This window comes from Pedobacter steynii, assembly GCF_900103665.1.
GTDB classification, from domain to species: Bacteria; Bacteroidota; Bacteroidia; order Sphingobacteriales; family Sphingobacteriaceae; genus Pedobacter; species Pedobacter steynii.
This window is the reverse complement of sequence record NZ_FNGY01000006.1, coordinates 118,423-144,495: the sequence shown is the minus strand read 5'-3', so window position 1 is coordinate 144,495 and position 26,073 is coordinate 118,423. Positions and strand designations below refer to the sequence as shown.

The 26,073-nt window shown below is 41.5% G+C and carries 24 protein-coding genes; 3 read left to right on the top strand and 21 right to left on the bottom strand.

The window, feature by feature from the left end; translation table 11 throughout:
* Window positions 1-4: 4 nt before the first annotated feature.
* The 20 genes from BLQ87_RS17430 to BLQ87_RS17335 all read right to left on the bottom strand — a co-directional run bounded on the left by BLQ87_RS17430 (window position 5) and on the right by BLQ87_RS17335 (window position 22,099).
* Window positions 5-1,252 carry a cell division protein FtsQ/DivIB gene (locus tag BLQ87_RS17430; protein ID WP_245723877.1) on the bottom strand — a complete coding sequence of 416 codons (1,248 nt, stop codon included), beginning with the start codon at window positions 1,250-1,252 and terminating at the stop codon, window positions 5-7.
* Window positions 1,245-2,600 (bottom strand): UDP-N-acetylmuramate--L-alanine ligase, encoded by a 1,356-nt coding sequence (murC, locus tag BLQ87_RS17425; RefSeq protein WP_074609980.1) that lies wholly within the window; start codon window positions 2,598-2,600, stop codon window positions 1,245-1,247. Before murC ends, BLQ87_RS17430 begins: the two co-directional genes overlap by 8 nt.
* Window positions 2,581-3,714, bottom strand: a complete 1,134-nt coding sequence (murG, locus tag BLQ87_RS17420) for an undecaprenyldiphospho-muramoylpentapeptide beta-N-acetylglucosaminyltransferase (protein ID WP_074609272.1) — start codon at window positions 3,712-3,714, stop codon at window positions 2,581-2,583. Before murG ends, murC begins: the two co-directional genes overlap by 20 nt.
* Before the next feature lie 6 nt (window positions 3,715-3,720).
* Window positions 3,721-4,887: an FtsW/RodA/SpoVE family cell cycle protein gene (locus BLQ87_RS17415; protein WP_172664858.1), complete on the bottom strand. Its 1,167-nt coding sequence runs from the start codon at window positions 4,885-4,887 to the stop codon at window positions 3,721-3,723.
* Between the two features lie 3 nt (window positions 4,888-4,890).
* On the bottom strand, window positions 4,891-6,234 hold the full coding sequence (gene murD, locus BLQ87_RS17410) for a UDP-N-acetylmuramoyl-L-alanine--D-glutamate ligase (RefSeq protein WP_074609270.1): 1,344 nt from the start codon (window positions 6,232-6,234) through the stop codon (window positions 4,891-4,893).
* Window positions 6,234-7,481, bottom strand: coding sequence for a phospho-N-acetylmuramoyl-pentapeptide-transferase (mraY, locus tag BLQ87_RS17405; RefSeq protein ID WP_074609267.1), 1,248 nt, complete (start codon window positions 7,479-7,481; stop codon window positions 6,234-6,236). The genes murD and mraY overlap by 1 nt, the downstream gene beginning before the upstream one ends.
* Complete coding sequence (locus BLQ87_RS17400; protein WP_074609265.1) at window positions 7,481-8,938, bottom strand: UDP-N-acetylmuramoyl-L-alanyl-D-glutamate--2,6-diaminopimelate ligase; 1,458 nt, start codon at window positions 8,936-8,938, stop codon at window positions 7,481-7,483. The genes mraY and BLQ87_RS17400 overlap by 1 nt, the downstream gene beginning before the upstream one ends.
* 1 nt (window position 8,939) lies before the next feature.
* Entirely contained in the window at window positions 8,940-11,039 is a 2,100-nt protein-coding gene (locus BLQ87_RS17395) for a penicillin-binding protein (protein WP_074609262.1), read from the bottom strand.
* Window positions 11,029-11,448: an FtsL-like putative cell division protein gene (locus BLQ87_RS17390; protein ID WP_074609260.1), complete on the bottom strand. Its 420-nt coding sequence runs from the start codon at window positions 11,446-11,448 to the stop codon at window positions 11,029-11,031. The genes BLQ87_RS17395 and BLQ87_RS17390 overlap by 11 nt, the downstream gene beginning before the upstream one ends.
* Window positions 11,445-12,350 carry a 16S rRNA (cytosine(1402)-N(4))-methyltransferase RsmH gene (gene rsmH, locus BLQ87_RS17385; RefSeq protein ID WP_074609976.1) on the bottom strand — a complete coding sequence of 302 codons (906 nt, stop codon included), beginning with the start codon at window positions 12,348-12,350 and terminating at the stop codon, window positions 11,445-11,447. The genes BLQ87_RS17390 and rsmH overlap by 4 nt, the downstream gene beginning before the upstream one ends.
* On the bottom strand, window positions 12,340-12,813 hold the full coding sequence (gene mraZ, locus BLQ87_RS17380; RefSeq protein WP_074609258.1) for a division/cell wall cluster transcriptional repressor MraZ: 474 nt from the start codon (window positions 12,811-12,813) through the stop codon (window positions 12,340-12,342). Before mraZ ends, rsmH begins: the two co-directional genes overlap by 11 nt.
* Before the next feature lie 201 nt (window positions 12,814-13,014).
* Complete coding sequence (locus tag BLQ87_RS17375; protein WP_074609256.1) at window positions 13,015-14,208, bottom strand: phosphoglycerate kinase; 1,194 nt, start codon at window positions 14,206-14,208, stop codon at window positions 13,015-13,017.
* Window positions 14,209-14,352: 144 nt separating this feature from the next.
* Entirely contained in the window at window positions 14,353-14,805 is a 453-nt protein-coding gene (locus BLQ87_RS17370; protein ID WP_074609254.1) for a GNAT family N-acetyltransferase, read from the bottom strand.
* Window positions 14,798-15,793, bottom strand: a complete 996-nt coding sequence (gene gap / locus BLQ87_RS17365) for a type I glyceraldehyde-3-phosphate dehydrogenase (RefSeq protein WP_074609252.1) — start codon at window positions 15,791-15,793, stop codon at window positions 14,798-14,800. Before gap ends, BLQ87_RS17370 begins: the two co-directional genes overlap by 8 nt.
* 132 nt (window positions 15,794-15,925) lie before the next feature.
* Window positions 15,926-16,990, bottom strand: a complete 1,065-nt coding sequence (locus BLQ87_RS17360; RefSeq protein ID WP_074609250.1) for an MraY family glycosyltransferase — start codon at window positions 16,988-16,990, stop codon at window positions 15,926-15,928.
* Between the two features lie 6 nt (window positions 16,991-16,996).
* On the bottom strand, window positions 16,997-17,740 hold the full coding sequence (locus BLQ87_RS17355) for a glycosyltransferase family 2 protein (RefSeq protein WP_074609248.1): 744 nt from the start codon (window positions 17,738-17,740) through the stop codon (window positions 16,997-16,999).
* A 192-nt stretch (window positions 17,741-17,932) separates the two neighbouring features.
* Entirely contained in the window at window positions 17,933-18,796 is an 864-nt protein-coding gene (locus BLQ87_RS17350) for a glycine betaine ABC transporter substrate-binding protein (protein ID WP_074609246.1), read from the bottom strand.
* 41 nt (window positions 18,797-18,837) lie between these two features.
* The gene (locus BLQ87_RS17345) at window positions 18,838-19,665 is read right to left on the bottom strand and encodes an ABC transporter permease (RefSeq protein WP_074609244.1); all 828 of its coding nucleotides are present in this window, start codon (window positions 19,663-19,665) and stop codon (window positions 18,838-18,840) included.
* A 1-nt stretch (window position 19,666) separates the two neighbouring features.
* The gene (locus BLQ87_RS17340) at window positions 19,667-20,905 is read right to left on the bottom strand and encodes a quaternary amine ABC transporter ATP-binding protein (RefSeq protein WP_074609242.1); all 1,239 of its coding nucleotides are present in this window, start codon (window positions 20,903-20,905) and stop codon (window positions 19,667-19,669) included.
* Between the two features lie 18 nt (window positions 20,906-20,923).
* A complete protein-coding gene (locus BLQ87_RS17335; RefSeq protein ID WP_143010468.1) occupies window positions 20,924-22,099 on the bottom strand; it encodes a hypothetical protein in 1,176 nt (391 codons plus the stop codon).
* A gap of 299 nt (window positions 22,100-22,398) precedes the next feature.
* Between BLQ87_RS17335 and BLQ87_RS17330 the strand changes: the two genes are divergently transcribed.
* Window positions 22,399-22,992, top strand: a complete 594-nt coding sequence (locus tag BLQ87_RS17330; protein ID WP_074609240.1) for an HD domain-containing protein — start codon at window positions 22,399-22,401, stop codon at window positions 22,990-22,992.
* A 135-nt stretch (window positions 22,993-23,127) separates the two neighbouring features.
* On the opposite strand, the gene BLQ87_RS17325 is transcribed toward BLQ87_RS17330, so the two are convergent.
* Window positions 23,128-23,808 carry a hypothetical protein gene (locus tag BLQ87_RS17325; protein ID WP_143010467.1) on the bottom strand — a complete coding sequence of 227 codons (681 nt, stop codon included), beginning with the start codon at window positions 23,806-23,808 and terminating at the stop codon, window positions 23,128-23,130.
* 303 nt (window positions 23,809-24,111) lie between these two features.
* Between BLQ87_RS17325 and BLQ87_RS17320 the strand changes: the two genes are divergently transcribed.
* Together BLQ87_RS17320 and BLQ87_RS17315 are read left to right on the top strand one after the other, a co-directional pair.
* Window positions 24,112-24,579, top strand: a complete 468-nt coding sequence (locus BLQ87_RS17320; protein WP_074609235.1) for a pyrophosphohydrolase domain-containing protein — start codon at window positions 24,112-24,114, stop codon at window positions 24,577-24,579.
* Window positions 24,580-24,794: 215 nt separating this feature from the next.
* Entirely contained in the window at window positions 24,795-26,060 is a 1,266-nt protein-coding gene (locus BLQ87_RS17315) for a hypothetical protein (RefSeq protein ID WP_143010466.1), read from the top strand.
* Window positions 26,061-26,073 lie beyond the last annotated feature (13 nt).

Here is a 26,073-nt window from a genome sequence, read left to right as displayed (position 1 = left end):
TATACTATTTGTTCTTCTTGGTATCTGTTTTACTATTTTCTTTTGCTGCACCCGGCTTCTTTGCAGCAGTTTTTACCGGTTTCTTTACCACCGGTTTAGCGGGCTTTGTTGTTGCCGGTTTAGTAGCTGGTTTCACCGTTGCCTTCTTTACTGGCGCTGTTGCCTTCTTTACCGGCACTGTTGCTTTCTTTACCGGCGGGGTAACCTTTTTCTTTACCGTTTTAGCAACCGCAGGTTTTGTGACCTTTGCCGTTACTGGTTTTGTGGTTTTCGCTATCGCTGGTCTTGTACTTCCAACAGGCTTAACCGGTTTTGGCGGGGGGGCCACTGCGCCATCAGGCTGGTCAGGGTCATCTCCGTCATTTTTCATTTCCATGGCGATCTGCTGCAAAACCAATTGATCAACCACCGCTTTATTTGACTTCAGCGTATCGACGATCTTAGGCCGCTTCACACCGTTAACAATTACAGAATCCGGTTTATTTTTTACGCAAACCACCTGGTTCGTATACTTGACATTGATCGTCTTATACGTATCCCATCCTACCTTAGGCATGGCCTGCTTATAAAAAGCCAGCAGGTTTCTCATCTTTACTTCTAAAGAATCTGCAGAACCCAGAATAATGCGTTGATTGCCTACTCTTGGGATCAGCTCGATATCTGCCTTATCATTTACAAAAAGCTGTTCGATCTGTGCATCCCACAAAGTATCCTTCTTGATAAACAATGCAGTCTCATACAAATCCCTGGCCAGTTTGGTGATCAGTGTATCCACTCTTCCGGTAAAATGTTCCATCACATTTCCATTCGCCACCAGTACATCTGCGGTGAAATTTGGAGATACCGGCATTTTCAATCCATTCCGGTCAATATAATAGTCCTGACCATTGGCATTAATCACCCTTAAAATCGGCTGGCGTTGCTTAATTTCAATATGAATCACACCGTCCATATCCGCATAGACCGTTGCCAGAGCGATATAAGGATTCGATTTAATCTTTTTCTCTATGTCCTGAAGGTTCACCTCTTCCAGCTTACGCCCGATCAAAGAACCCTGACTCTGTTTTAAAACCGCATCAATCTCTTCTCTTTCGATAAAGTTATCCGCACCCGGAATTAATATTTTGACATTGGCAATTGCAACCGTATTCTTCTTGCTGCTTACGAAACTCATAAGCACCACCAGGCCGCTCAGACAAAATATCCAGGCAAACTTGTTAAATACCGATTTCCAATTGATGTCTTTAAACATTAGTGAAATTAGCTTTAAGTGGTTGTATTAACGTATCTATATCCCCTGCACCCACTGTCAACAGCAATTCAGGGTTCTTATTTTTAATGTATTCCGGCACCAGGCCTTTGGCAATAATCTCTTTATTTTTAAGGGTAATTTTATTCAGTAAAAAGCTGGAATCAATTCCTTCCAGAGGTAATTCTCTCGCCGGATAAATTTCCAGTAACACCAGTTCATCCACGGTACTCAATACTTTCGCAAAATCATCTGCAAAATCACGCGTCCGTGTAAACAAATGCGGTTGAAAAATCACCGTTAGCTTTTTCTCCGGATACAGCTGTCTGACTGCGTCAAAACAAGCCCTTAATTCTTCCGGATGATGGGCATAATCGTCAATATAAATATGACCATCCTCATTAACTATATATTCAAACCTTCTTTTTACCCCTTTAAAATTCGCAATAGCGACCTTTATTTTATCCGCATCAATGCCCAGCTTTAAGGCCACTGCGATGGCGGCAACTGCATTTTCTACGTTATGTTTTCCAGGCAGCATCAGCTGAAAATCTGAAATCAGCGTATCGCCATCTGCATAATCAAAAACAAACTTAGAGCCTTCCACACGGATGTTCTCTCCCTTAATCACAGCAGATGAACCTGCGCTATACGTAATTCCGTTTTCCAGAGGTAATCCTGCTTTCACAAACAAGGTTCCTTCCGGTTTCAATTGTCCGGCAAACAGGCGGAAGGATTCCTCAAGCTGCCCCGCATCACCATAAATATCCAGGTGATCTGCATCCATGGAAGTAATCACAGAAAGATCCGGATGTAAGGTCAAAAACGACCTGTCATACTCATCAGCCTCTACGACCACCACATTGTTATCTCCCAGCAAAAAGTTGCTGTTATAATTGCTGGCTATTCCTCCTAGAAAGGCGGTGCAGCCAAAACCCGTATCTGTTAGCACATGTGCAATGATCGACGAAGTTGTCGTCTTTCCATGTGTTCCTGCAACTGCGATACAGAACTGACCTTTACTAATGATTCCCAGTACTTCAGAACGTTTTTTCAAGACAAAGTCGCCCTCCCTGAAATGGTTCAGCAAAGCACTGATTTTTGGAATGGCCGGAGTGTACACAATCAGTGTATCCACATCATGTGTTGCAAATTCAGCAGGCAATGAAGCGACTTCATCCACATAAGAAACCGGAATCCCTTCACCTTCAAGTGCTATCGTCAGGTTTGTTCTGGTCTTGTCATAACCACATACCACACAACCCCTGTTTTTGAAATAACGTGCAAGGGCACTCATGCCGATCCCACCAATTCCTACAAAATAAATCCGCTTAATCCTTTCTAACTCCATCATGACCTCCTTTCCCTGCTAAAATCATTACCTCTTCTGCAATTATATTATCGGAATCCGGCAAAGCCATCTTTCCTATATTTTCGGAAAACATCTTACTGCGTTCCTTATCGTTTAATAAACTCAAAGCCTCCGGTATCAGCGTATCTTCCGCAGAACGGTCGGCAATTAACAATGCGGCATTTTGCTTAACCAGTGCCATTGCATTTTTGGTCTGGTGATCTTCTGCCACATTTGGTGAAGGCACCAGGATGACCGGCTTTTTAATCAGACAAAGTTCTGCGATCGTACCTGCTCCGGCTCTTGAAATAATCAAGTCGGCAGCAGCATAAGCCATGTCCATTTTATTCAGGAATTCCAGGATTCTGATATTGGGATGAAAATCCAAGCCCACCCGCTCTACAATTCCTTTATAGTAAAACTTACCCGTTTGCCAAATCAACTGCACATCCGCATCAATCAATTCCTGAAGGTGCTTTTCAATGCTTTTATTTAATGTCCCTGCACCAAGACTACCACCTGTCACCAGAATGGTTTTCTTTAGCGGGTCCAGCTTCAGCAATTCTGCTCCTGCATGGTGTTTTTGTGCGATATCCACCACATCTTTCCTTACCGGATTTCCTGTTTTAAGGATGTTTCCTGTTGGGAAGAACTGGTCCATATCATCAAAAGCCACGCAGATTTTAGCTGCTTTCTTACCCAGCCATTTATTCGTGATTCCCGCATAAGAATTCTGCTCCTGAATCAGGTAGGGCACATTTTTCAGTGATGCAGCGAACAAGATTGGTCCGGAAGCATAGCCACCCACGCCAACCACTACATCAGGTTTAAAATCAGCAATTAACTGCAAGGCCTTACGCATGCTTCCAAGCAATTTAAATGGCAAACTTAAATTTTTCGCAATAGAGCCTCTTTGTATACCGCTGATGTTTAAACCAATAATCTTATATCCCGCAGCAGGAACTTTTTCCATTTCCATTCTGCCTGTAGCGCCGACAAATAAAATTTCACAGCCCGGCTCCATGCGTTTTAAAGCATTCGCTATTGATATCGCCGGAAAAATATGTCCGCCGGTACCACCCCCTGAAATAATTACTCTCGTTGCTCTCTTCATCTTATATTATGCCATTGCAGGTATTTCACCTACAACTACTTTTTTACTGCCTTTTTCTTCTACATCTCTACTTACACTCAGGATAATCCCGAATGCGATACTCGTAAAGATCATTGATGTTCCACCCATACTTACCAATGGCAATGGAACCCCTGTTACCGGACCCAATCCTACTGCTACGGCCATGTTAGCAAAAGCCTGTATGGTCAGACTAAAACTAAGGCCCGCAGCCAGCAAAGCCCCAAAGGCCTTCGGACTTTGGGTTACAATCCGGACGCATCGGTAGAGCAACACGAGATACAATACAATCACCGTCATCGCTCCCAGCAAACCATATTCCTCCACGATAATCGCGAAGATAAAATCCGAATACGGATGCGGTAAGAAATTCCTTTGCGTACTATTGCCCGGTCCTTTTCCAAAAACGCCACCTGTTGCCAGGGCAATTTTAGATTGATCCGCCTGATAGGTCTTATCTGAATTCTGTTTCTCCGGATGCAAAAACGCATTTACCCTCGACTTGTATGTTCCTGCCCTCGGGCCTAAAAACACAATCAGCAGCAGCAATACCGCCCCGCCTGCACATACAATAGAGATCTGTTTGATACTGATCCTTCCAATGATGAGCAAAAGGATACTTACACCAAAAAGCATGATTGCCGTAGACAAGTTCGCCCATGCAATCAAAGCAAATACGACACATACCGATCCCATAATAGGGATAAAGGCCTCTTTTACATCCTTAATATTTTCCTGTTTCTTCGTCAGCATTCTCGCCAGAAACGTAATTAATGCCAGTTTCGCCAAATCGGACGTTTGAAACGTCAGTCCGATCACCGGAATTTTCACCCAACGGGAAGCCTCATTGATGCTCGCCCCGAATATGGCCGTATAAAACAGCAATGGAATCGTGATGATCATCAGGATCTTTGAAATTCCTGCGTAATATTTATAATCCAGTAAATGCGCGATATAGATCATCCCTATCCCCATAATCACGAAGATCAAATGCTTGGTTAATAAAACCTTTTCTACTGTTTTACCAACTTTATAAGCATAGGTTCCCGTAGCACTATACACCGTAAGTATAGAGATAAGAGACAAAAGGATAATGATCAGCCATATCCAGCGATCTCCTTTTGTTTTGTCTAAAATCTTATTTATTGCGATCATAATCTATAATTCTTTCACAGCCATCTTAAATTGATTGCCACGGTCTTCATAATTCTTGAACAAATCGAAACTTGCACATGCCGGCGACAGCAATACCGTATTTCCTTTTTTAGCCAGGTGATAAGCCATCTTAACCGCTTCATTTGCAGAAAAAGTATTGACGATCACTTCCACATCATCTTCAAAAGCTTCATGAATTCGTTTATTGTCTTTTCCTAAGCACACGATTGCCCTTACCTTCTGACGAACCAGGTCTTTCAGCATTTCGTAATCGTTTCCTTTATCTACACCACCCATGATCAAAATCACATCGGTATTTACGCTTTCCAATGCATACCAGGTAGAATTCACATTCGTTGCCTTAGAATCATTGATATACTCCACACCGGATATTTTTGCCACATGTTCCAGTCTGTGTTCAATATTCCTGAAGTCCCCCATACTTTCACGAATGGTAGCATTTCTGATCTCTAATACCTTTGCCACTATGCCTGAAGCCATAGAGTTATAAATATTATGCTTGCCTTGTAACGCTAGTTCTATGATAGACATGGTTAATGGGTCTTTATGGTTAATATTGATATGCATGTTGTTACTTTCCAGGTATGCTCCTTCTTCGATTTGTTTTCGAATAGAAAAGGGGTACATTTTTGAATTAAACCTGATGTGTTTCATTGCCTTTATCGTCTCTTCATCATCGGCACAATAGATGAAAGTGTCATTACTACCCTGATTTTGAGCGATACGCATTTTTGATGCCGCATAGTTCCCCAGCTTGTAGTCGTACCTGTCCAGGTGATCCGGCGTGATGTTTAATAAAACAGCGATATCTGCTCTAAAATCATACATATCATCCAGCATAAAGCTGGATATCTCCAGTACATACCAATCAAAATCAGCTGTAGCCACTAACGCAGCAAAGCTATTTCCGATATTCCCGGCCAGTCCAACATTCAAACCTGCTTTCTTCAAAATATGATAAGTCAGCATGCTCGTTGTTGTTTTTCCATTCGACCCGGTAATACAAATCGTTTTTGCATCGGTATATCTTTTCGCAAACTCGATCTCAGAGATCACCGGAATCTCTTTCTTTTTCAACGCGACAATAATCGGAGCCTTATCCGGAATTCCCGGACTCTTGATTACTTCTGTGGCATTTAAGATCTCTTCTGAGGTATGTTGTTTTTCTTCAAAAGCGATATTCAGCTCCTGTAAACGTTCTTTATACTGAGAAGCAATCGCACCAAAGTCAGATACAAAAACATCAAACCCATGTTTCTGCGCCAACATAGCTGCACCTACTCCGCTTTCTCCCGCACCTAAAACGACTATCCTGTTATTTTCCATTATCGTAGTTTTAAAGTGATGATGGTAATAATGGCCAAAAGAATTCCAATGATCCAGAAACGGGTAACGATCTTCGCTTCATGGTATCCTTTTTTCTGATAATGATGGTGTAAAGGCGACATCAGGAAAACCCTTCGCCCTTCACCAAAACGTTTCTTGGTATATTTAAAATAGCTCACCTGGATAATTACCGATAGATTTTCTATCAGGAATACCCCACATAAAACCGGGATTAACAACTCTTTACGAATCATGATCGCAAATGCTGCGATGATTCCCCCGATGGCCAGACTTCCCGTATCTCCCATGAACACTTGCGCAGGGTAGGAATTGTACCATAAGAAGCCCACACAAGCACCTACAAAAGCACCCGCAAAAATCATCAGCTCTCCCGAATTGGGGATATACATGATGTTCAGGTAGTCTGCGATCACGGTATTACCAGATACATAAGCCAACAAGCCTAAGGTTAATCCGATAATGGCCGAAGTACCTGTTGCCAGACCATCGATCCCATCCGTAATGTTCGCCCCGTTGGATACTGCAGTTACGATAATTACCACAAACAACAGGAATACAAAAACCGCATATTTCTCATATCCATCACCCAAAAACTTAAGGACTTTGGCATAATCAAACTCATTATTTTTATAAAAAGGCACATTTGTCAGCGTAGATTTCACATCCTGAGTATAGTAAAAACTTTCTCCTTTTTGTCTCAACACCATTGGTGCCGTAGTTTTCGAGATTCCCGATTCATCCACCGTTTGCCTCACCACAATATTAGGATTGAAATACATCGTCCAGCCAATGATCAAAGCCAGACCAACCTGTCCGACGATCTTAAACCTTCCCGCTAAACCTTCCTTATTTTTCTTGAAGACCTTGATATAATCATCCACAAAACCGATAATTCCCATCCACACTGTGGTGATGATCATCAGCAAAACATAAATATTTGAAAGGTTCGCCAGCAATAATGTAGGCACCAGAATCCCTAACAGGATCATGATTCCACCCATTGTTGGTGTTCCTTGTTTTTGCATCTGTCCTTCCAGGCCCAGATTCCTCACCGTCTCACCTACCTGCATTTTTTGCAGATAATCAATAATTCTACGGCCAAAAACCGTGGTAATGATCAGCGAAATAATCACCGCTAATGAAGTACGGAAAGTGATGTATTGAAACAACCTCAATCCCGGAAAATCGTAATGCTGGTTTAGATATTCAAACAGATAGTACAACATTAGCTGATTAAGTTTAATTGTTCCATTAATATTTCTTTATCATCAAAATGATACCTCACTCCATTGATCTCCTGATACTTCTCATGCCCTTTTCCGGCAAGCAGGATAATATCTCCTGGCCTTGCTAAATGGCAAGCCGTTTTTATCGCCTCTCTTCTATCCACTATACTCAACGTCTTACGTTTATTTGTTGGCGACACGCCCTTTTCCATTTCCTCTACAATTGTTTGCGGATTCTCTGACCTTGGATTATCCGAAGTCAGGATCACCTTATCACTCCAGTCGCAGGCCACTTGTGCCATTACCGGGCGTTTCGTTTTATCTCTGTCACCACCACAGCCAATGATGGTAATCACTTGTTCTGTTCCTTTTCTGATGTCGCTAATCGTGCTCAACACATTCTGAACCGCATCCGGAGTATGTGCATAATCCACAATCCCGATAATGTTCTGGCTGGAAGTGATGTAATCAAATCTTCCTTCCGCACCGGTCAGGTTGCTCAAAGCAGTTAATACCGTCAGTTTATCCTGACCCAGCAATACCGCCGTTCCATAAACCGCCAACAGGTTGTACGCATTGAAAGAGCCTACCAGTTTAAAGAATACATCTGAATGGTCAATATCCAGGTGTAAACCATTAAAGCTGTTCTCTACTACTTTCGCTTTAAAATCAGCCAGCTGTTTTAAGGCATAAGTTTGTTTTGTGGCCCTGGTATTCTGTAACATCACCATTCCATTCCGGTCGTCCAGATTGGTCAATGCAAAAGCGCTGGCCGGAAGTCCGTCAAAAAATGCTTTCTTCGCTTTGATATAATTGTCAAAGGTTTTATGAAAATCCAGGTGATCATGTGTAATGTTTGAAAACACCCCGCCTGCAAAACTCAATCCTTCAGTTCTGTGCTGAACAACCGCATGAGAACTCACTTCCATAAAGCAGTATTCACAATCTTCATCCACCATATTCTGCAACAGCTCGTTTAAAGCAATCGGATTAGGTGTGGTATGGGTAGCAGGAATTACCGCATCATTGATGTGGTTCTGCACCGTAGAGATCAGGCCTACACTAAAGCCCAGCTCGCGGAACAATTTAAACAATATCGTTGCGATGGTCGTTTTACCATTTGTACCCGTAATCCCGATCAGCTTTAATTTTGAAGAAGGATTATGGTAAAAATTAGCCGCCATTGCACCCAGGGCAACCGAAGTGTTTTCTACCTGAATATAAGTCACCTCTGCATGTCTGTTTTCAGGAATCTGCTCACAAACCACTACTGAAGCACCTGCATTAATGGTATCAGCTATATATTTATGCCCATCGGACAAAGTTCCTTTAATCGCAAAAAATACAGTATCCTTAATGATCTGACGGGAATCAAAAGCAAGTGCAGTCACCTCCCTGTTGGTTACGCCAACCAGGTTTGTTATTGCTATTCCATATAAAACATCTTGTAACTGCATACTATCTCAATTCTAATTCTACTGCCAATCCTTTACCTATTTTACTTCCGGAAGGGATCGACTGATTAAACACCTTTCCACTTCCAATCACTTTAGTTTTCAATCCCACATTCCCTAAAAGATACAAAGCATCTTTTAGTCCCATTCCGTTTACATTAGGCATAATTCCTTTGATAGAATTATACTCTTCGTACACCACACCATTATTGGTATCGATGCTATTGAAATAGGCAGACTTAGCTGCATAAAGCGATTTAATTCCTAAAGCATTGTATACTTTCTTCACTGCTTTACTCTGCCCGGCTTTAGCTTCCGGGTTTTTCGTATTCCCTACCAGGTGGTCTTTTACATTGTTATACATCTGCATATCACTTGCGTAAATGCGGTCTGCAATTTCTTTAAATACCGGACCAGCTACCGTTGCGCCATAATATCCGTTCTTAGGCCCGTTGATCGACACGATAATGGAATACTTAGGTTTGTCTGCAGGAAAATATCCACAGAATGAAGCCTGATAAACTTTCTTTCCATATCCTTTGTTACCATCAGCCACCTGTGCCGTTCCTGTTTTTCCGGCAACCCTGTAAAACGGAGAGCCCATCAGCTTACCTGTTCCTTTGGTCACCACAGATTCCAGCATGGCCTGCAATTTCTTAATCGTTTTTTCCGAACAAATTCTATCGCTGATTACCCTTGCATGGAATTGCTCAATTGGATTTCCCAGTCTTCTGATCTCTTTCACAAAGATCGGTGCGATGTATTTTCCATCATTTGCTACCGCATTATAAAAGGTCAGCATTTGAAGCGGCGTGATCTGCATTTCATAACCATAAGCCATTTGTGGCAAGGTCATGTTCTTGTTCCAGCTTCTGTTAGAAGGATTTTTGATCACCGGATTTGTTTCTCCAGGGATCTGTAAATCCAATCTCTTGTTCATGTGGATATCATATAAATGATCCGTAAACTGAGAAGGATTATCCTTATAATGGATGTTAACCAATTTCGCAATCGCTGTATTTGCCGATTGCTCAAAGGCTTTCATGACCGTTACCACACCAATCCCGCCATGTGAATCTTTAATCGTATGTCCCGGAATCCTGTAAAAACCATCGCCAGTATCCACCAAAGTATTTGTATCTACTTTTTTGTCTTCCAGCAATGCCATATAAGAAGCCAGTTTAAACGTAGATCCAGGATCCTGGCTACCACCAATCGCATAATTAAACTTCTCTTCATAAACACCTTCAGACACCCTGGTATAATTCGCTACGGCACGTACTTCACCGGTATTTACTTCCATCAGGATTACTGTTCCATGATCTGCATCACTCAGTTTTAACTGTCTTTCCAAAGCAGTTTGCACAAGATCCTGCATATTGATATCGATCGTTGATATAATATCAGCTCCTTCTTTAGGCGCGACTTCTGCTTCATCATTTACCGGCATCCAAACACCACCAGCGATCCTTTGTACCAATCTTTTACCACTTTCTCCGTTGATGTAATCTCCATAAGCGCCTTCCAGACCTACCCCATTGGCAACGTTCTCGTTTTTATAACCGATTGTTCTGGAAGCCAGGAATTTGAAAGGCTTAATTCTTTTGTTCTGTTGCACTGCAATTAAACCACCTGAATATTTCCCGATGTTATACAACGGGAATGTTCTGATCGTTTTCAGTTCCTGATAACCGATTTTACGTTTAATCAGCAGGTAACGGGCACTATCCTGTCTCGCCGAACGCAGGTAACGTGAATATTCTTTAGGCGTTTTATCTTTAAAGAACTGAGATAATTTAAGCGCTAAAGAATCTACTTTTCCATAGAACACTTTATCATCATCGATTCCGCCCGCAAACAAATCCATCCTCAGTTCATACTCAGGAATTGAGGTCGCCAGCAGACTTCCGTCTGATGAATAGATATTTCCACGTGCAGCTTCCACATTGATATACTTAGTAGAGAGGCTATCGGCCATGGCACGCCATTTATGCCCCTCTACAAATTGTACATCGCATAGTCTGACCAATACTGCCACGGCAAGCAGTACAATCAGTCCGAAAGACAGATAAACACGTAATAATATGTTTGCTCTAATGTTCATTTGTGTTGATTACAATTTTTTTAGGAGGTTCGGTTAATTCCTTAATTCCCAATGTATCTACCTTTTTTGCTACTTCAGTCAATTTGCTTTTGAACATTAAGTCTGCTTTTAGCGACTTATATTCCCAGCTTAACTCTTTTACTTCTTTATTTAATTTGTCAATATTTCTAATGTTCTTGACTGCCATGTGGCTGTTTGCAATGTATAGCATACACAAAACAGACAAAAACAGTAAAAACGGTAACATATCTGTTGCCGCTTCCTTAGTCACTACCCCTTCGGTAAATAACTTTTTAAAGAACGCTTTTTCACCTTCAGGCTCCCTTACTTTCCTCCGTGGTTTCTTCAACTGAATTTCTTCAGGTTCCAAATCCTCCTCTTCTATGTGGTGCCTGAACTCGTTATTCATAGCTTTTCTCCAATTCTGAGTTTGGCACTCCTTGCCCGGCTATTGCGTTCCAGCTCTTCAGCCTCCGCAATCACCGCTTTTCTGGTGATGGTTTTAAGGGGTTTTTGCTCATTCCCATAAAAATCTTTTTCCACCTCACCTTTAAATTTCCCCTTTGCGATGAAATTCTTAACCGGTCTGTCTTCCAAAGAATGGTAGGACATCACTACCAAACGGCCACCAGTTTTTAAGACATCAGCCGTTTGCATTAAAAAATTCTCCAGCACTTCAATTTCTGCATTGACCTCGATGCGCAATGCCTGGAACACCTGAGCCATATATTTATGCTCTTTTCCTTTCGGAATATGTGCACCTGCTGCTCTTTTAAAATCAGCAAGTGTTTTAATCGGTTGTTCCACACGGCCGGTTACAATCGCACGGGCCAGTGATTTGGCATTTTTCACCTCACCATAAATTCCGAAAATTTTATGAAGCTTATCTTCCGTATAGGTATTCAAAACATCAGCAGCCGTTAAAGCGCCTTGTTTATCCATACGCATATCCAGGTCAGATTCGAACCTGGTAGAAAAACCTCTTTCCGGCACATCAAACTGATGAGAAGAAACGCCAAGGTCGGCCAGGATACCATCTACCGCTTTATAACCCAGCAAGCGCAGGTTATTTTTGATAAAGGCAAAATTCTGGTCTACAAAAATAAAACGTGGGTCATCAATCTTATTCCTCTGTGCATCAGGATCCTGATCGAAGGCGATCAACACTCCGTCTTTACCTAAATGCTTCAGAATTTCTCTTGAATGTCCGCCACCACCAAAGGTCACGTCCACATATACACCATCAGGTTTGATATTCAAACCATCGATACATTCTTTTAACATTACGGGGATGTGGTAATTATTCTCCATCATTCCTCCTGTTCTTATTGCCCATTACTTCTTCTGCAAGCACTGCAAAATCTTCAGGCTCTTTATCAAACAAAGCGTCATACGCTTTTTTAGACCAAACTTCAATCTTGTCAAACTGACAGGCCAAAACCAGTTCTGCACTGATTTCTATGCCTACAGATTCCAATAAAGACTTAGGTAAATTCACCCTTCCGGTCGCATCTAACGTCAATTCCGTCGCGCCGCGGGTAAAATATCGAATAAATTCTCTGTTTTTTTGTTCGTACGGATTCAACTTACTTAACTCTTCCACGATTCCCTCCCATACTTTTTTAGGGTAGATCACCAGGTGCTTTTCAAAACCTCTGTTAATCACAAGTCCCTCTTGCTCAACGTTGGGCAATTGTTTTTTCAGAGACGAAGGAACCATCAAGCGGCCTTTCGCATCCAATTTACAATCAAATTCTCCTAACAATTGAACCATTTTAATATGTGCACTTTTTATGTAGGGTAAAAATAGATATTTCTACCACTTTTTACCACATTCTACCACAAAAAATTATCAACATATTTCGTACCAAGATTTTTGCCCCTTTAAAGTGCTAAAAAGGCCTGAATCAAGGTGGTAAAAAAAACAGGCGCTCCGTTTAAAACGAAACGCCTGTCCTAAATTTAGTCAAAAACGTTAGGCATTGATCGCCTTCACTCCCGGCAATTCTTTACCTTCCATATATTCCAATAATGCACCACCACCGGTAGATACATAACTCACTTTATCTTCTAAATTGAATTTAGCGATTGCCGCAGCAGAATCACCTCCACCGATCAATGAAAAAGCGTCATTATCCTGAGTAGCAGCTACAACCGCATTTGCAATTGCACGGGTACCCTGCTCAAAATTAGCCATTTCAAAAACACCCATCGGACCATTCCAAAGCAAAGTTTTTGAATTTTTAATCACTTCAGAAAACAGCTCAATACTTTTCGGGCCGATGTCCAATCCCATCCAGTCTGCCGGAATATGACCCGTATCCACATCCTTTTTCTCTGCATCATTTGCAAATTTATCGGCGATGGTGGTATCAAGTGGGAGATATAAATTCACTCCTTTAGCTTTTGCTTTTTCCAGCAGTTCCAGGCAAAGTGCCATTCTGTCTTCTTCCAATAGTGAAGTACCGATCTCACCACCTTGCGCTTTCGCAAAAGTGTAAGCCATTCCACCACCAATGATCAGGTTATCCACTTTATCCAATAAGCTTTCGATCAACAAAATCTTATCAGATACTTTAGCACCACCCATAATTGCTGTGAAAGGTTTCACCGCACCATGGTTTACTTTTTCTGCATTTTTCAATTCTTCCGCCATCAGATAGCCGAAGTATTTATCGTTAGGAAAGAATTCTGCGATGATCGATGTAGAAGCATGTGCACGGTGTGCAGTACCAAAAGCATCGTTTACATACACATTTCCCAGTTTAGACAACTTTTCCGCGAAATCTCTGTCGCCTTTTTCTTCTTCTTTATAGAAACGAAGATTTTCCAATAACAACACTTGTCCCGGCTCCAGGTTTTTAGCTTTATCTACCGCAGATGTACCAATACAATCCTCTGCAAATTTCACTTCTAAATCCAGCATTCTGGAAAGGTCACCTAAAATGTGTTTCAAAGAATATTTATCTTCCGGACCGCCTTTTGGACGTCCCAGGTGAGACATCAGGATCACTGAACCACCGTCATTCAATATTTTAGTAATGGTAGGCAATGCAGCACGCATCCTTTTATCATCAGTAATGTTAAATTCCGCATCCAAAGGAACATTAAAATCCACCCGGATTAAGGCTTTTTTATCTTTGAAATTACACTGGTCTATTGTTTTCATTCGTATATAGTTTTTAAAGGTTATGAAGCTGTCATCAGCATCTTTATTATGGTTTGTATTGGTATGCTGATGATGGTTTCATTATTGTTATTGTTTAGAATTATCGGTTTTAATAGTCCTGCAGCTTAAAAAAAAGAGACAGGTTTAACTCAGCTTATTATTTTTTACAGCCAGCAACCGGATCATATTGAAATGCGGGCCTATTCCCGGTATTTCAAACTCTTCAGAAATCATTGTAAAACCGAGCTTCGTATAAAAAGCAGCGGCAGCACTGCGGGCATTGCACCAAATATAAGCAGCATTAGCGGATGTCAGTTCATCAATTGCAAAATTTATGAGCTTTGCACCATATCCCTTTCCTGCAAAGGCAGGATCAGAAGCCATTCCACGCAAACGGAAGCCATGAGGGCCATGTTCAGGATGATCTTCAGGGAAGATTGTCGCAACAGAAACCAATTGATCTCCCGCAAAACAACCCAAATGTAAGCCCCCCTCCATGTGATCCTGAGGGAACACACATTGCGCTTCCGGCATTCCGTTTCTGAGCACCAAACTGCGCAGGGGCAGTGTCTGTTCAGCTGATATATATTTAACCATTTATTTTCTCAATTTTTTGAATCAGGTCTACCAATCTGGCAGAATATCCGGATTCATTATCATACCATCCTACTACTTTAACCATATCTCCAACGATGGAGGTCAGCTGGGCATCAAAGATGCAGGAATGTGGATTGTCTAAAATATCAACGGAAACTATAGGGTCTTCGGTATACTCCACCAAAGCTTTCATCTCCTCTTCTGAAGCCTTTTTAAAAGCTGCATTAATCTCCTCAATCGTTGCCGGCGATTTTAAAAGGCAGGTAAAATCTGTTAAGGAACCATTCAGAACCGGAACCCTGATCCCCGCACCACCCAATTTACCTTCCAGATGAGGGAAAATATTCGTAATTGCTTTTGCCGCGCCAGTACTTGTCGGAATGATAGAAGCTGAAGCCGCCCTTGCCCTTCTTAAATCTTTATGCGGGCCATCGTGAAGGTTCTGATCCCCGGTCATGGAATGCACAGTAGTGATATACCCTTCCAGCACCCCCCAGTTATCATCTAATATTTTTACCATTGGCGCCACATTATTTGTGGTACAGGAAGCATTGGAAAGAATGCTGCTTTTCAAATCTATCGCTCCATCATTTACACCAAGCACCACCATAGGAATGTCTTTATCCGCAGCGGGTGCAGAAATCAACACTTGTTTAGCACCAGCCAGCAAATGCAAGCCTGCTCCTGCCCTGCTAATGAATTTACCAGTAGATTCCAGTACCAGATCAATCTCCAGCGCTGCCCACGGAAGCTCCTCAGGATTAGATTTTGAATACAGCTGAATCTTCTTCCCGTTAATGATTAAGGCATCTGATTCAAAAGAGACCTTCCCTTTAAACCCTCTGTGGACCGTATCATACTTAAATAAGTGCGCCAGCGTTGCTGCATCACCTAAATCATTGATGGCCACAACATTGATGTTTTTCTCAATTGCCCTGCGTAAAAACATACGGCCAATTCTACCAAAACCATTAATTGCTATATTCATTTCTATCTGTTGTTTTGTTGGTGTAGCAATCTAAAATACCCTTCGGTCTTTGTAAATTACGGCGCAAAAGTACCTATATTCTTTATAGGAGCGGTACTATTTCCGGACAGAATATTAAAAATTACGCAGCGATTAATTTCGGCCGATATTTAAAGTATCCCTGAGCAGAACATCCCTTAAACGGTAATTTTTGTCTGCCGTTTTCCGGATCATAAAAGTAAGCAGCCCATTAGAAAAAACACAAATGGAAAACAGCAGGATGATCAGGGTAAAATTACCCAGGTGCTGCAAGAAAAGCGTCATTACGACCATACTGATATTAAAAATAAGCAGGCGAAAAACTACTGTTCCATCTGTATATCCCATTTGTTTCAGGCGGTGGTGGATATGATTTCTGTCCCCGGAAAACGGAGATCTGCGATGCAGGAGCCGAATTAAAAATACCCTCAGGCAATCAAATACCGGAACGATCAATACCGCCAAAGCGACAGCCATGGCCGAGTCTGAATACAGAAAACTGATGCCTCCTCCATCCGCCAGTTTAATAAACCTCAGCGCCATTAGCCCGGAAATCAGCCCAGTCAGCATTGCCATGGCATCCCCCATAAATATTCTTGCCGGTGCATAGTTAAACAGGAGAAAGCCAGCAAGGGATCCCGACAGCATCAAAGCAATTCCGCCATAACTGTGATCCTCCCCAAGAAAGAGCAGGATGCCAAAGAAAAGGTTCACAAAGAGCCCCAAAGTTCCCGCCAGGCCATCCAGTCCATCGATCAGATTAAAAGCATTGCAGAGCAGCACAAACAAAAAAATCTTTAACAAGCCGATCCATCCGGGCTCCTGACACCAGCCGGCGGAGATCAGAATAATAGCCGATACCAATTGCACCGCAATCTTTAAAAGCGGACCTGTTCCGCAAACATCATCGTTCAGACCCAGCGTAAACAACAGGATAAAGGAGGCCAGCGCAAAGACCATATTTAAATCTGTTTTTAGATCTGTGAACAGTAAAACACTCGTCATTAATCCAGCAAAGACGGCCAACCCACCGAGCCTGGAAATGTTCCTTCCATGGTCTTTTCTATCTCCGTCAGCCTCATCATACAACCCTAAAAGGAAAGAAAACCGAATGACCACAGGAATTAACAATGCGACCAGCAGTAAACTGAATACAAAAAAGCCAATCCCCTCCACCATCAACACCTAAAAAAACTGCCTTACTTTCCTAAGCTTTTTCAATATCAATACTAAAAAAGGATAAGGGATTTCATGAGTACTCAATGCTTTAAAATCATAAATTGCAGCGCTGCCCCGCTTCCTGAAAGAACCATTACTTAATCCCCCCAACCTCATATTCACCAATACCCGGTCTATAAAAACCGCATGAATCCTATTCCGGTAGAAATACCTCAATATGAGTTCATAATCCGCGGAGGTTCCGAAATCCAGCGCATAGCCCCCTAAAGAAAGAAACAGTTCTTTTTTTAAGAATAAAGCAGGATGAGCAGGCATCCAGCCATACTGGAGGTCCTTTCTGTTATAAGCCTTAGAAATCCATTTCCTTTTCAACTTGGCGGGAAAATGCCGTTGTATAAAATTTAAATGACCATACACGGCCTCACAATGATTCACTTTAAAGCAATTGGCCACTGCGCTGAGCACGCCCCGATCGGCAAAGCAGTCGTCCGCATGTAATATCCCCAGCACCTCACCTGTAGCGATGGCAACCCCCTTATTCAACCCATCATATAAACCACGGTCTTTTTCCGAACTGAAATAGGAAATGTACTTCAGATACCTGTTTATGACCTCAATGGTTCCATCTGTTGAGCCCCCATCGATCAGAATATATTCTACCGTCAAATGATCCTGAGCAACCAGTGATAAGATGCAATCTTCGATAAATTCCACCCCATTAAAAACAACTGTAACGATACTTATTTTCATAACTATTTAAATTACACACATTCGAATATATTGAAAATACTTAATAGTTAATTAAAAAGTTGTCTTAAAAATTAAATAAAACTCAAATCCCCCTTCATAAAGACCGGAAAACAGACATAAAAGCAGTATCCCGCGCATAAAAAAGCGGTTTGAAAAATTTATTTCAAACCGCTTTTACAGGATTTATTAAATTTAGTTACTGTCCATTTTCAGGAAAGACCTCATTTGCCCTTCAAGCACTACATGTTCCTTCAGCCATTTTTCAACCGCAACTTTCTCGTTGTCCTCACTTTCCATTGCAGCCATTAAGGAGCTCAGTTCCTGACCATCCAGCTGAAAATTTCTAAAAAAAGTCGTCACCTGTGGATTTGCCAGGACAAAATCCTTATTAGCCACGGTCTGAATTGATTCTATTGCTCCAAACACTCCTTTAGGATCGTTCAGGAACTTCAATTTATAATTACTGAAAATATAATGAGGAGACCAGCCTGTAATGACTACAGCTTGTTTCGCATCGATGCTTTTCTTCAGAATGGCCAGCATTGCCGCTTCACTTGCAGATTGCAGTTCCAGTTTCAAACCGTAATCTTTAACCGCGGCTTCCGCTTTATTCATAATTCCCGCACCGGCATCAATGCCCACAATCTTGCCATCAAACATCGCTGCATTTGCATTCAATTCCTCTATGCTATTGACCTTCACATAATCAGGAACGACCAAACCGATCCTTGCATTTTTAAAATTAGTTCCCAACATTTCCAGCTTAGCCCCAAATTTATCTATATAATCTTTATGCGTTATCGGCATCCAGGTATCCAGAAATATATCAGCATCTCCTCCTGCTACCGCCGCAAATACCGGCGCCACATCTGCATTTTTCAAATCCACCGTATATCCTTCTCTTTCCAGTAAGACTTTAGACAAATGAGTCATCGCGACTCCCTCTGCCCAGTTTACGTACGCTATCGTTACCTTTTTATCATTTGTTGTATTTCCACAGGAATAAACCATCCCAATGGTCATTGCGATTAATATTCCGCTGATGAATCTTTTCATAGTATGTTGTTTTTATTTGTTCAATTTATACGCTGATCAACCTAGGCGTTTATCTTTTTCTTCGGTCCGAACGACTGTGTAATACGGTCGAGAATCACTGCCAGAATCACGACTGCAATTCCACCTTCAAAGCCTAAACCGATTTTCAACTGTGTAATTCCTTTAAGCACCACTTCACCTAATCCACCAGCTGCAATCATTGCAGAAATCACAACCATAGAAAGTGCCATCATAATCGTCTGATTTACGCCTGCCAGAATTGTTGGCAATGCCAGTGGCAATTCCACTTTAAAAAGTAGCTGACGGGGTGTTGCTCCGAAAGAGCGGGTCGCTTCTACGATATCCTTTGGCACCTGACTGATTCCAAGTGTCGTTAGGCGCACTGCAGGAGGCATTGCAAAGATTACGGTAGCAAATGCTCCCGGAACCTTTCCAAGCCCAAAGAACAACACTGCAGGGATCAGGTAAACGAAAGCAGGCATCGTTTGCATTAAATCGAGTACCGGTCTGATCAGTTTCCCGGCCAACGGTGTCTTCGCTGCCCAGATCCCCAGCGGAACGCCCATCAATAAGGCAATGAAAGCCGCAGATAAGATCAACGCCAATGTTGCCATGGTTTGCGCCCAATAGCCCATTCCCCAGATCAGGGTTAAGCCCAACAGCGTAAACAGCATCAATCCCCAACCCGTTCTTTTCCAGGCCAGAAAAGCAACCAATGCAATGATGACATAAAATGGAGGGAACATCAGTATCCACTCCACAGAGTTCACGATAGACTCCACCAGCACTTTGATGACATGAAACAGTGCAGCAAAATGAAGGGTAAGCCAGTTTATAAATTGTTCTATATAAGTTCCTATATGTATCATACTATATTATTTCTTTTTGAAGGTTATCAATTGTGTTTCCAGTAACATTTTCCCAGCTTGCTCCTGTCGTTTCGATCAGTAAAGAAGTTTGGGCAACAATACCGATCAGTTTATTTGTCTCGATGTCGACAATCGGAACCGCTCTTCCATTTTCTGCAATGAAAGGAAGCATCTGTTCTACGGTAGTCTCCGGATAGGCAACAGGAATATCTTTGATGATTGCTTTTTCAATCGTATGTTCTCCTTTTGCTTTCAGTTCCAGAATATCTTTCAGGTAAACGAAACCAAGAAAATGTTTATCCACGGAGACCGCTGGTAAGGAGGTCAGTCCGGAAGAACGCATTTTACGCAGACTCCCTTCTACCCCGTCTTTTCTCAGAATTGCTACCGTCGGTTTTTCAAACATCAGACTCGCTGCTGTAATGATTGATTTACGGTCTACTTTTTCCACAAATGAGGATACATAATCTGTTGCCGGGTTGGTCAATATATCTTCCGGCGTACCTATTTGTATCACTTCTCCATCTTTCATGATGGCAATGCGATCTCCCAGACGAATGGCTTCATCAAGATCATGTGTAATAAACACAATAGTCCGGTGCATTTTTTCCTGCAAATCAATCAACTCGTCCTGCATTTGTGTACGGATCAAAGGATCCAATGCCGAAAAGGCCTCATCCATCAACAGGATCTCAGGATCGTTGGCTAAAGCCCTGGCCAGTCCCACACGCTGTTGCATCCCTCCCGAAAGCTCGCCAGTATGCTGATTTTCATATCCCTTCAGACTCACCAGGTCAATCACTGCTTTTGCTTTTTCTTCCCGTTCCTTCTGTGGGATATCCTGTAACTCCAGTCCGAAAGCAACATTTTCAAGTACGGTGCGGTGAGGTAACAGTCCGAAATTCTGAAAAACCATGGCCATTTCTTTACGGCGAACGGCTTGTAATTCTTTTTCTCCAAGGCTGGTAATGTTGCGCTGGTTTAAAATCACTTTTCCTGATGTTGGCTCAATCAAGCGGTTCAGGCAGCGCAATAAACTCGACTTGCCGCTCCCCGACAATCCCATGATGACAAAGAATTCACCCTGTTCAATGTTAAAACTGGCATTCTTTACCGCAACGGTACAACCTGTTTTTTTAAGAATCTCCGCTTTGCTTTTCCCTTGCTTCAATAATGAAAGTGCCTCCTCTTTTTCTTTTCCGAATATGAGCGTGAGGTCTTCTATCTTAAGTTTAGACATGTCTTTATATGTTATATGTTAGAAATAATAGCCGATATTGATGTTGAACCGACTGTGCCATTTTGATTCCGGATTACCTGAAGACAAGCCATTTTGCCATTCCGGTCCCAACCAGGGTTGGTTGTTTCCGGCAGCCCAATCGACATAAGTGACCAGGTTTCCGGCGCTGATCATGCCTCCCAATACGTTCATTTGGGAATCCGTATATCCGGCCTGTGGCTTATTCATGTAAGAATAGTTTTCATAAAATGTGACTGCCGTTACCGGGCCCAGTTTAACAGGTACAGTGTAGGCAAAAGATGCAGTATGCAAATAGGCTTTAGTGGCTACCTCATAAGCTGAACCATAGGCAGCAAGACGGAGTACCTCTTTATATTGTGCGGAATCGGCCAAATGATACTGGTAATACATCGACTGAAGTTTCACATTCAGTTTCCCGAAATTCAGGTCTGTATGTATTGCCGCAGCCCATCTTGAGCCCATTTGTCCCGTAGGTATATTGTATACTCCTCCAAGCATCCCGGAGATGCCAATTCGTTTATTGTCCGACAACAGATATTCTGTTCTCAGGTTTCCCTGATTTACTTCTTTATTTCTGCCGGCCACATCATAGGAATATCTCGAAGGATCAATTTCCGTTTGATCGCCAAAATCGAGTTCCATCGCATTTTTAAAAAAGGCAAGATCATAAGACCAGCGTTTGCTGTGTTGATGAAACCGGATTCCCATGGAAGCTTTATCTTCAAAGCCGAGGTAATAAGGCAGGTTAAAAAACCAGTTGTGAGAGTTATAAGTGGTATTACCGAAAGGATTCTGAACCAGTCCGACTGCAAGATTGGTACTGTCGTTGAAATGATAGGTTAAATAACCATCCTTTAAAAAGCTTCCTCCGGAGGATTTGGCATAAAACCGGTATTCGGCATGAAAATCCAGTTTTTTATACGAGGCATCTGCATTGATCCGAAACATATCGAGCCCGAAATCTCCTCCTCTTTTTACTTGTTCTTTCTTCCAGGAAGAAAGGTTATAATTGAACCGCAATGCACCTCCGATCCTTAGACTGGGTTGATCTGACAATATGCGTACCGACGCGGTGTCGGGTATTGTTCTTGTAGAGTCCTGGGCTAAAGTTGTGGCTAATGGAACAACTATAAATAGCACTAAACAGCCTATAAGCTGTGTGAATTTTACCATAATAAAGTTTAATACAGGCCCGCTTTATTGCTGCTTGTAAAAAAATGCTTTAAATAAAACATTATAATGAATTCCAGGGAGCAAATCCCTTAGGCATTTAAACAGATATTGTGCCGTTTCCTTTTAAGAAAATAACGCACAGATGGCGTAACAACAGCGAAGGTTTAAATTAAAAACACTGCAAAGGTAAGAAAAAACAAGCAATAAATCAAGTTTACCTTAGAAATGGAGCTTCAGGCGGCTCTTTCTTACCGGATTAAATGCTACTTTTGCAATGCTTAAACATCAAATGTAATCACATGAATTTAGAGCACCTGGCTAAGCAACTGGCCTTCATCCACGAAATCGACAAACTCAAGTACATTCAGCGAAAAACCCGTCTATTTAACAGTGAGCGGAATGAAAATGACGCAGAACACAGCTGGCACCTCGCCATGATGGCCATGGTTCTGGCCGAACATGCCAATGAAAAAGTAGACGTTCAAAAAGTAGTAAAAATGCTGCTGATCCATGACATCGTAGAAATCGATTCAGGAGATATTTTTTTATACGATACGACCGCAAATCATACCAATACCGAAGAAGAAAGGAAAGCTGCAGAAAGAATTTTCGGCATGTTACCTGTTCAACAGAAAGAAGAATTTATTGCAATCTGGGAAGAATTTGAAGAAGGACAGACCGCGGAAGCCAGATTTGCAAAATCACTGGACAGATTAGAACCGATTTTACAAAATGTCTCTAACCGGGGAGGAACCTGGATGGAGTTTGATGTTAAATATGATACAGTGATCAGGAAAACCAGTGCGATGCAACATGGTTCTCAAATACTTTGGGAGCATACACAAATGCTGTTCGAAGAAAGTATTGAAAAGGGGATATTAAAGAAAACCTAATCCGTTTTTACCGGAACGCCCCTAAAAAGGGGCTTTCGTTTTTAATGCGATATAATGTAGCATTTGGAATATTCCATCGTTAGTTTGTAACGAATAAGACATAAACAACTAGCAATGGCGGGAATATTTTCATCACTATTTCCCGGAATGAAATTTAAATAAGCCATAAGGCGTATCAAGATAGGTCTCCCCTTTTAGTATTCCGAATTTAAGCAACTCCACATCATCCATTTTAAACCTGACTTCATCATTGATCTGATAGTAATGCATATACTCCGGAGTCACCATTTTTCCATTTCTCCACCTCAGCAAAACTGCGTCATCGAACTCCGTCAGCCGTTCTTCTTTTTTAGCAAAATCATTTTTTGTCAGCGTTGTCTGGCGTAACAACAATTTATTATTTCTGACTTCAAGGACATCACACTTTTCCGTATTGACCACTACAAACTCACAGGGTGTCAGCTTATATTTTTTTAAAAAACCGACCTCATAAGCGTCTGTCAGTTTACGGTTAAGGCTATCGTTACCTGGATTTTTCAATTCAAATTCCGCATATTTATTCCTTAGGCTATCGCTAACCATCACATTTTCAAAGTCGACAGCTCTTGTATAGTCAGGATAAAAATACTTCCTGCCATTCCCATACAGGTTCCCTTGTGGGTCAAGATAAAGTGGTTTCCTGAAATCATAAACCACCTGAAACAGGACCTTTCCTTCCGCATCGGTTATTTTCAAGGGCAGGCTACTATTGTCGGGCATCACCAGTACCCGATCATCCTTTAAAAAGCTGACCGCGCTCACTCCTTTATAATCCATAATTTTTGTGAACAATTCCTTTCGACCAACCAGTTCAGAAAGAAAAGGCAATTCTAGATGTGTATCCTTTTGGGGAAAGGGATTACAGGCTGTAAGAAACAAAAGCAAGCAAGAAGCAGGATATCTAAATAGCACGTTAATCATTCATAAATATAAAGAAAGATACATTTCCGTTCCAGGGTATTTACGATTCGCATAAAGACCAGTTCCACAGCAATACCATCCAAACCAGACAGCTGATATATTCACCGAAATATATTAATTTTGATGGAAACACAGCATACCATCTTAAATCAATAACACATGCAAGAGACAAATTCACTAAACCAGGTCGCAGAATTTCACAAAACATTTAAACATCCGATTCAAGAGGCACCGGGTATCCCTGCTAAGGAAAGATGTAACCTTAGGGTTTCTCTTCTTGCTGAAGAGCTGAATGAACTGAAACAAGCAGTAGAAGAAAACAACCTGATTGAAATAGCGGATGCTTTATGTGACCTGCAATATGTTTTGGCAGGAGCCATTTTGGAATTCGGATTGGCAGATAAATTTAAAGCACTTTTTGACGAAGTTCATCGTTCAAACATGAGTAAGGCCTGTAAATCTGAAGAAGAGGCAAATGAGACGATTCAACATTACAGAACCAATCATCAATGTAATGCTTACCACAAAGAAGAAGACTCCCTATTTCTGGTTTACAGATCAAATGATGATAAGACCCTAAAATCTATCAACTATTCCCCTGCAGACCTGAAAAGCATCATTTATTAAGGAATTGAAAAAATTCTTTATCATAAACAGGATCCTTTTAAAAGGATCCTGTTCTTTTAACCTCTCGTGCCATTCTCACAATCCCTTTTGCTATTCTCAAACGAATAATGACCTGATCCCCGCAAATATCAGCTGATTCCGGACGAACATCAAAATAGCAATACAGGTCTGATAATAAACGTTAATTTAAGCCCCTGAACCAAAATCCCGATCAGATGTTAAGAACCCTTTTGTATTGCTTATTACTCTGCTTCTTTTCTACCAATTCTTTTGCTCAGAAAGTGTTTCTCCGGGAGATGCCATTAAAAGAAAAAGCAGCCATTAGTTTTACTGAGCCCGGCAATAGCATCATATTTTTCGGATCAGATGATCGCAGTCCTCAATACCAGAAGCACAAAAAAAACAGCAGGGAAGTAAATGCTTATTTTGGAGCGGTTTATTCCAGCTTTCCAATATTCGACATCAACACTAAGAACGTCGTGGAATACAACAATACATCGGGCAGATTTTTCTTTTACCGTCCGAATGCCCGGAAACCTTATGGAATGTTGATCTCCAATGGCATTGATCAACCGATACTTGTAACCAGGCCAGATCAATATCTAAAAACCATAAAGACTTACCTCAACATCAGTTCTGCTGATGAACTCGTTCCAAAGATACTGGATCAGAAAAACAGCATCAGTCTTCTGGAAGAAATGAAGCAGATCATGAAATCGAAATTCGTTCCAGATCAGGATTATGCTGTTCAACTGATAAAAAACGCCAATACCATTCATTATTTAAGTCATTCTAAAAGATATGTAGACTGTAATTGCCCGGAAAGAAATGCTGAGATGTTCAAAGATAGCCTGATGCAGGAAAAAATGTCCAATCACAGTACTTACCTGTATAATGACAAAAATCAGGTATTGGAAATGAGTAACTTCAATCAGGGCGAACTGAGTTATCGCCTAAGGTACACCATCGACCAATCAGGATTGATCCTGGAACTGATTTCTGATAATAATACCACCCGGTTTATCTATGAAAAAGACAGATATCACACCATAAACATCGAAAACGGTGTTCCCCGGAGTTGTGAGACTTTTTATTTCAATGACCAAAAACAATGTGTGAGGAGATTTTCCAGAGGGCCTGATGCCGGGTCAGGCAGTAACACAGATTATATTTATGATCAATATGGAAGAATCGTCAGAGAAAGCAGCAAAGACTCGGAAACCATTTATGAATATAAAAATGAGACCGACGACCTCTACACAAAATCCAGTTTTTACAGCTTAAACCCAAAAACGCTGAGTTCGCAAAACGAAATCATTTGGGAGCATCCCTACAAACAAATCATGCTCGGCAAGGATAAAAATCTGCAGCAATTATTTAAACAAGTGACCCTCATCGGGCAGGATTGCAGTCTCAAATCCTATTTTTACGACAAAGACAACAAACTAACGATGGTCAGTATCATTGGCTGCAAACCTTAAGCTTCATTTCTTT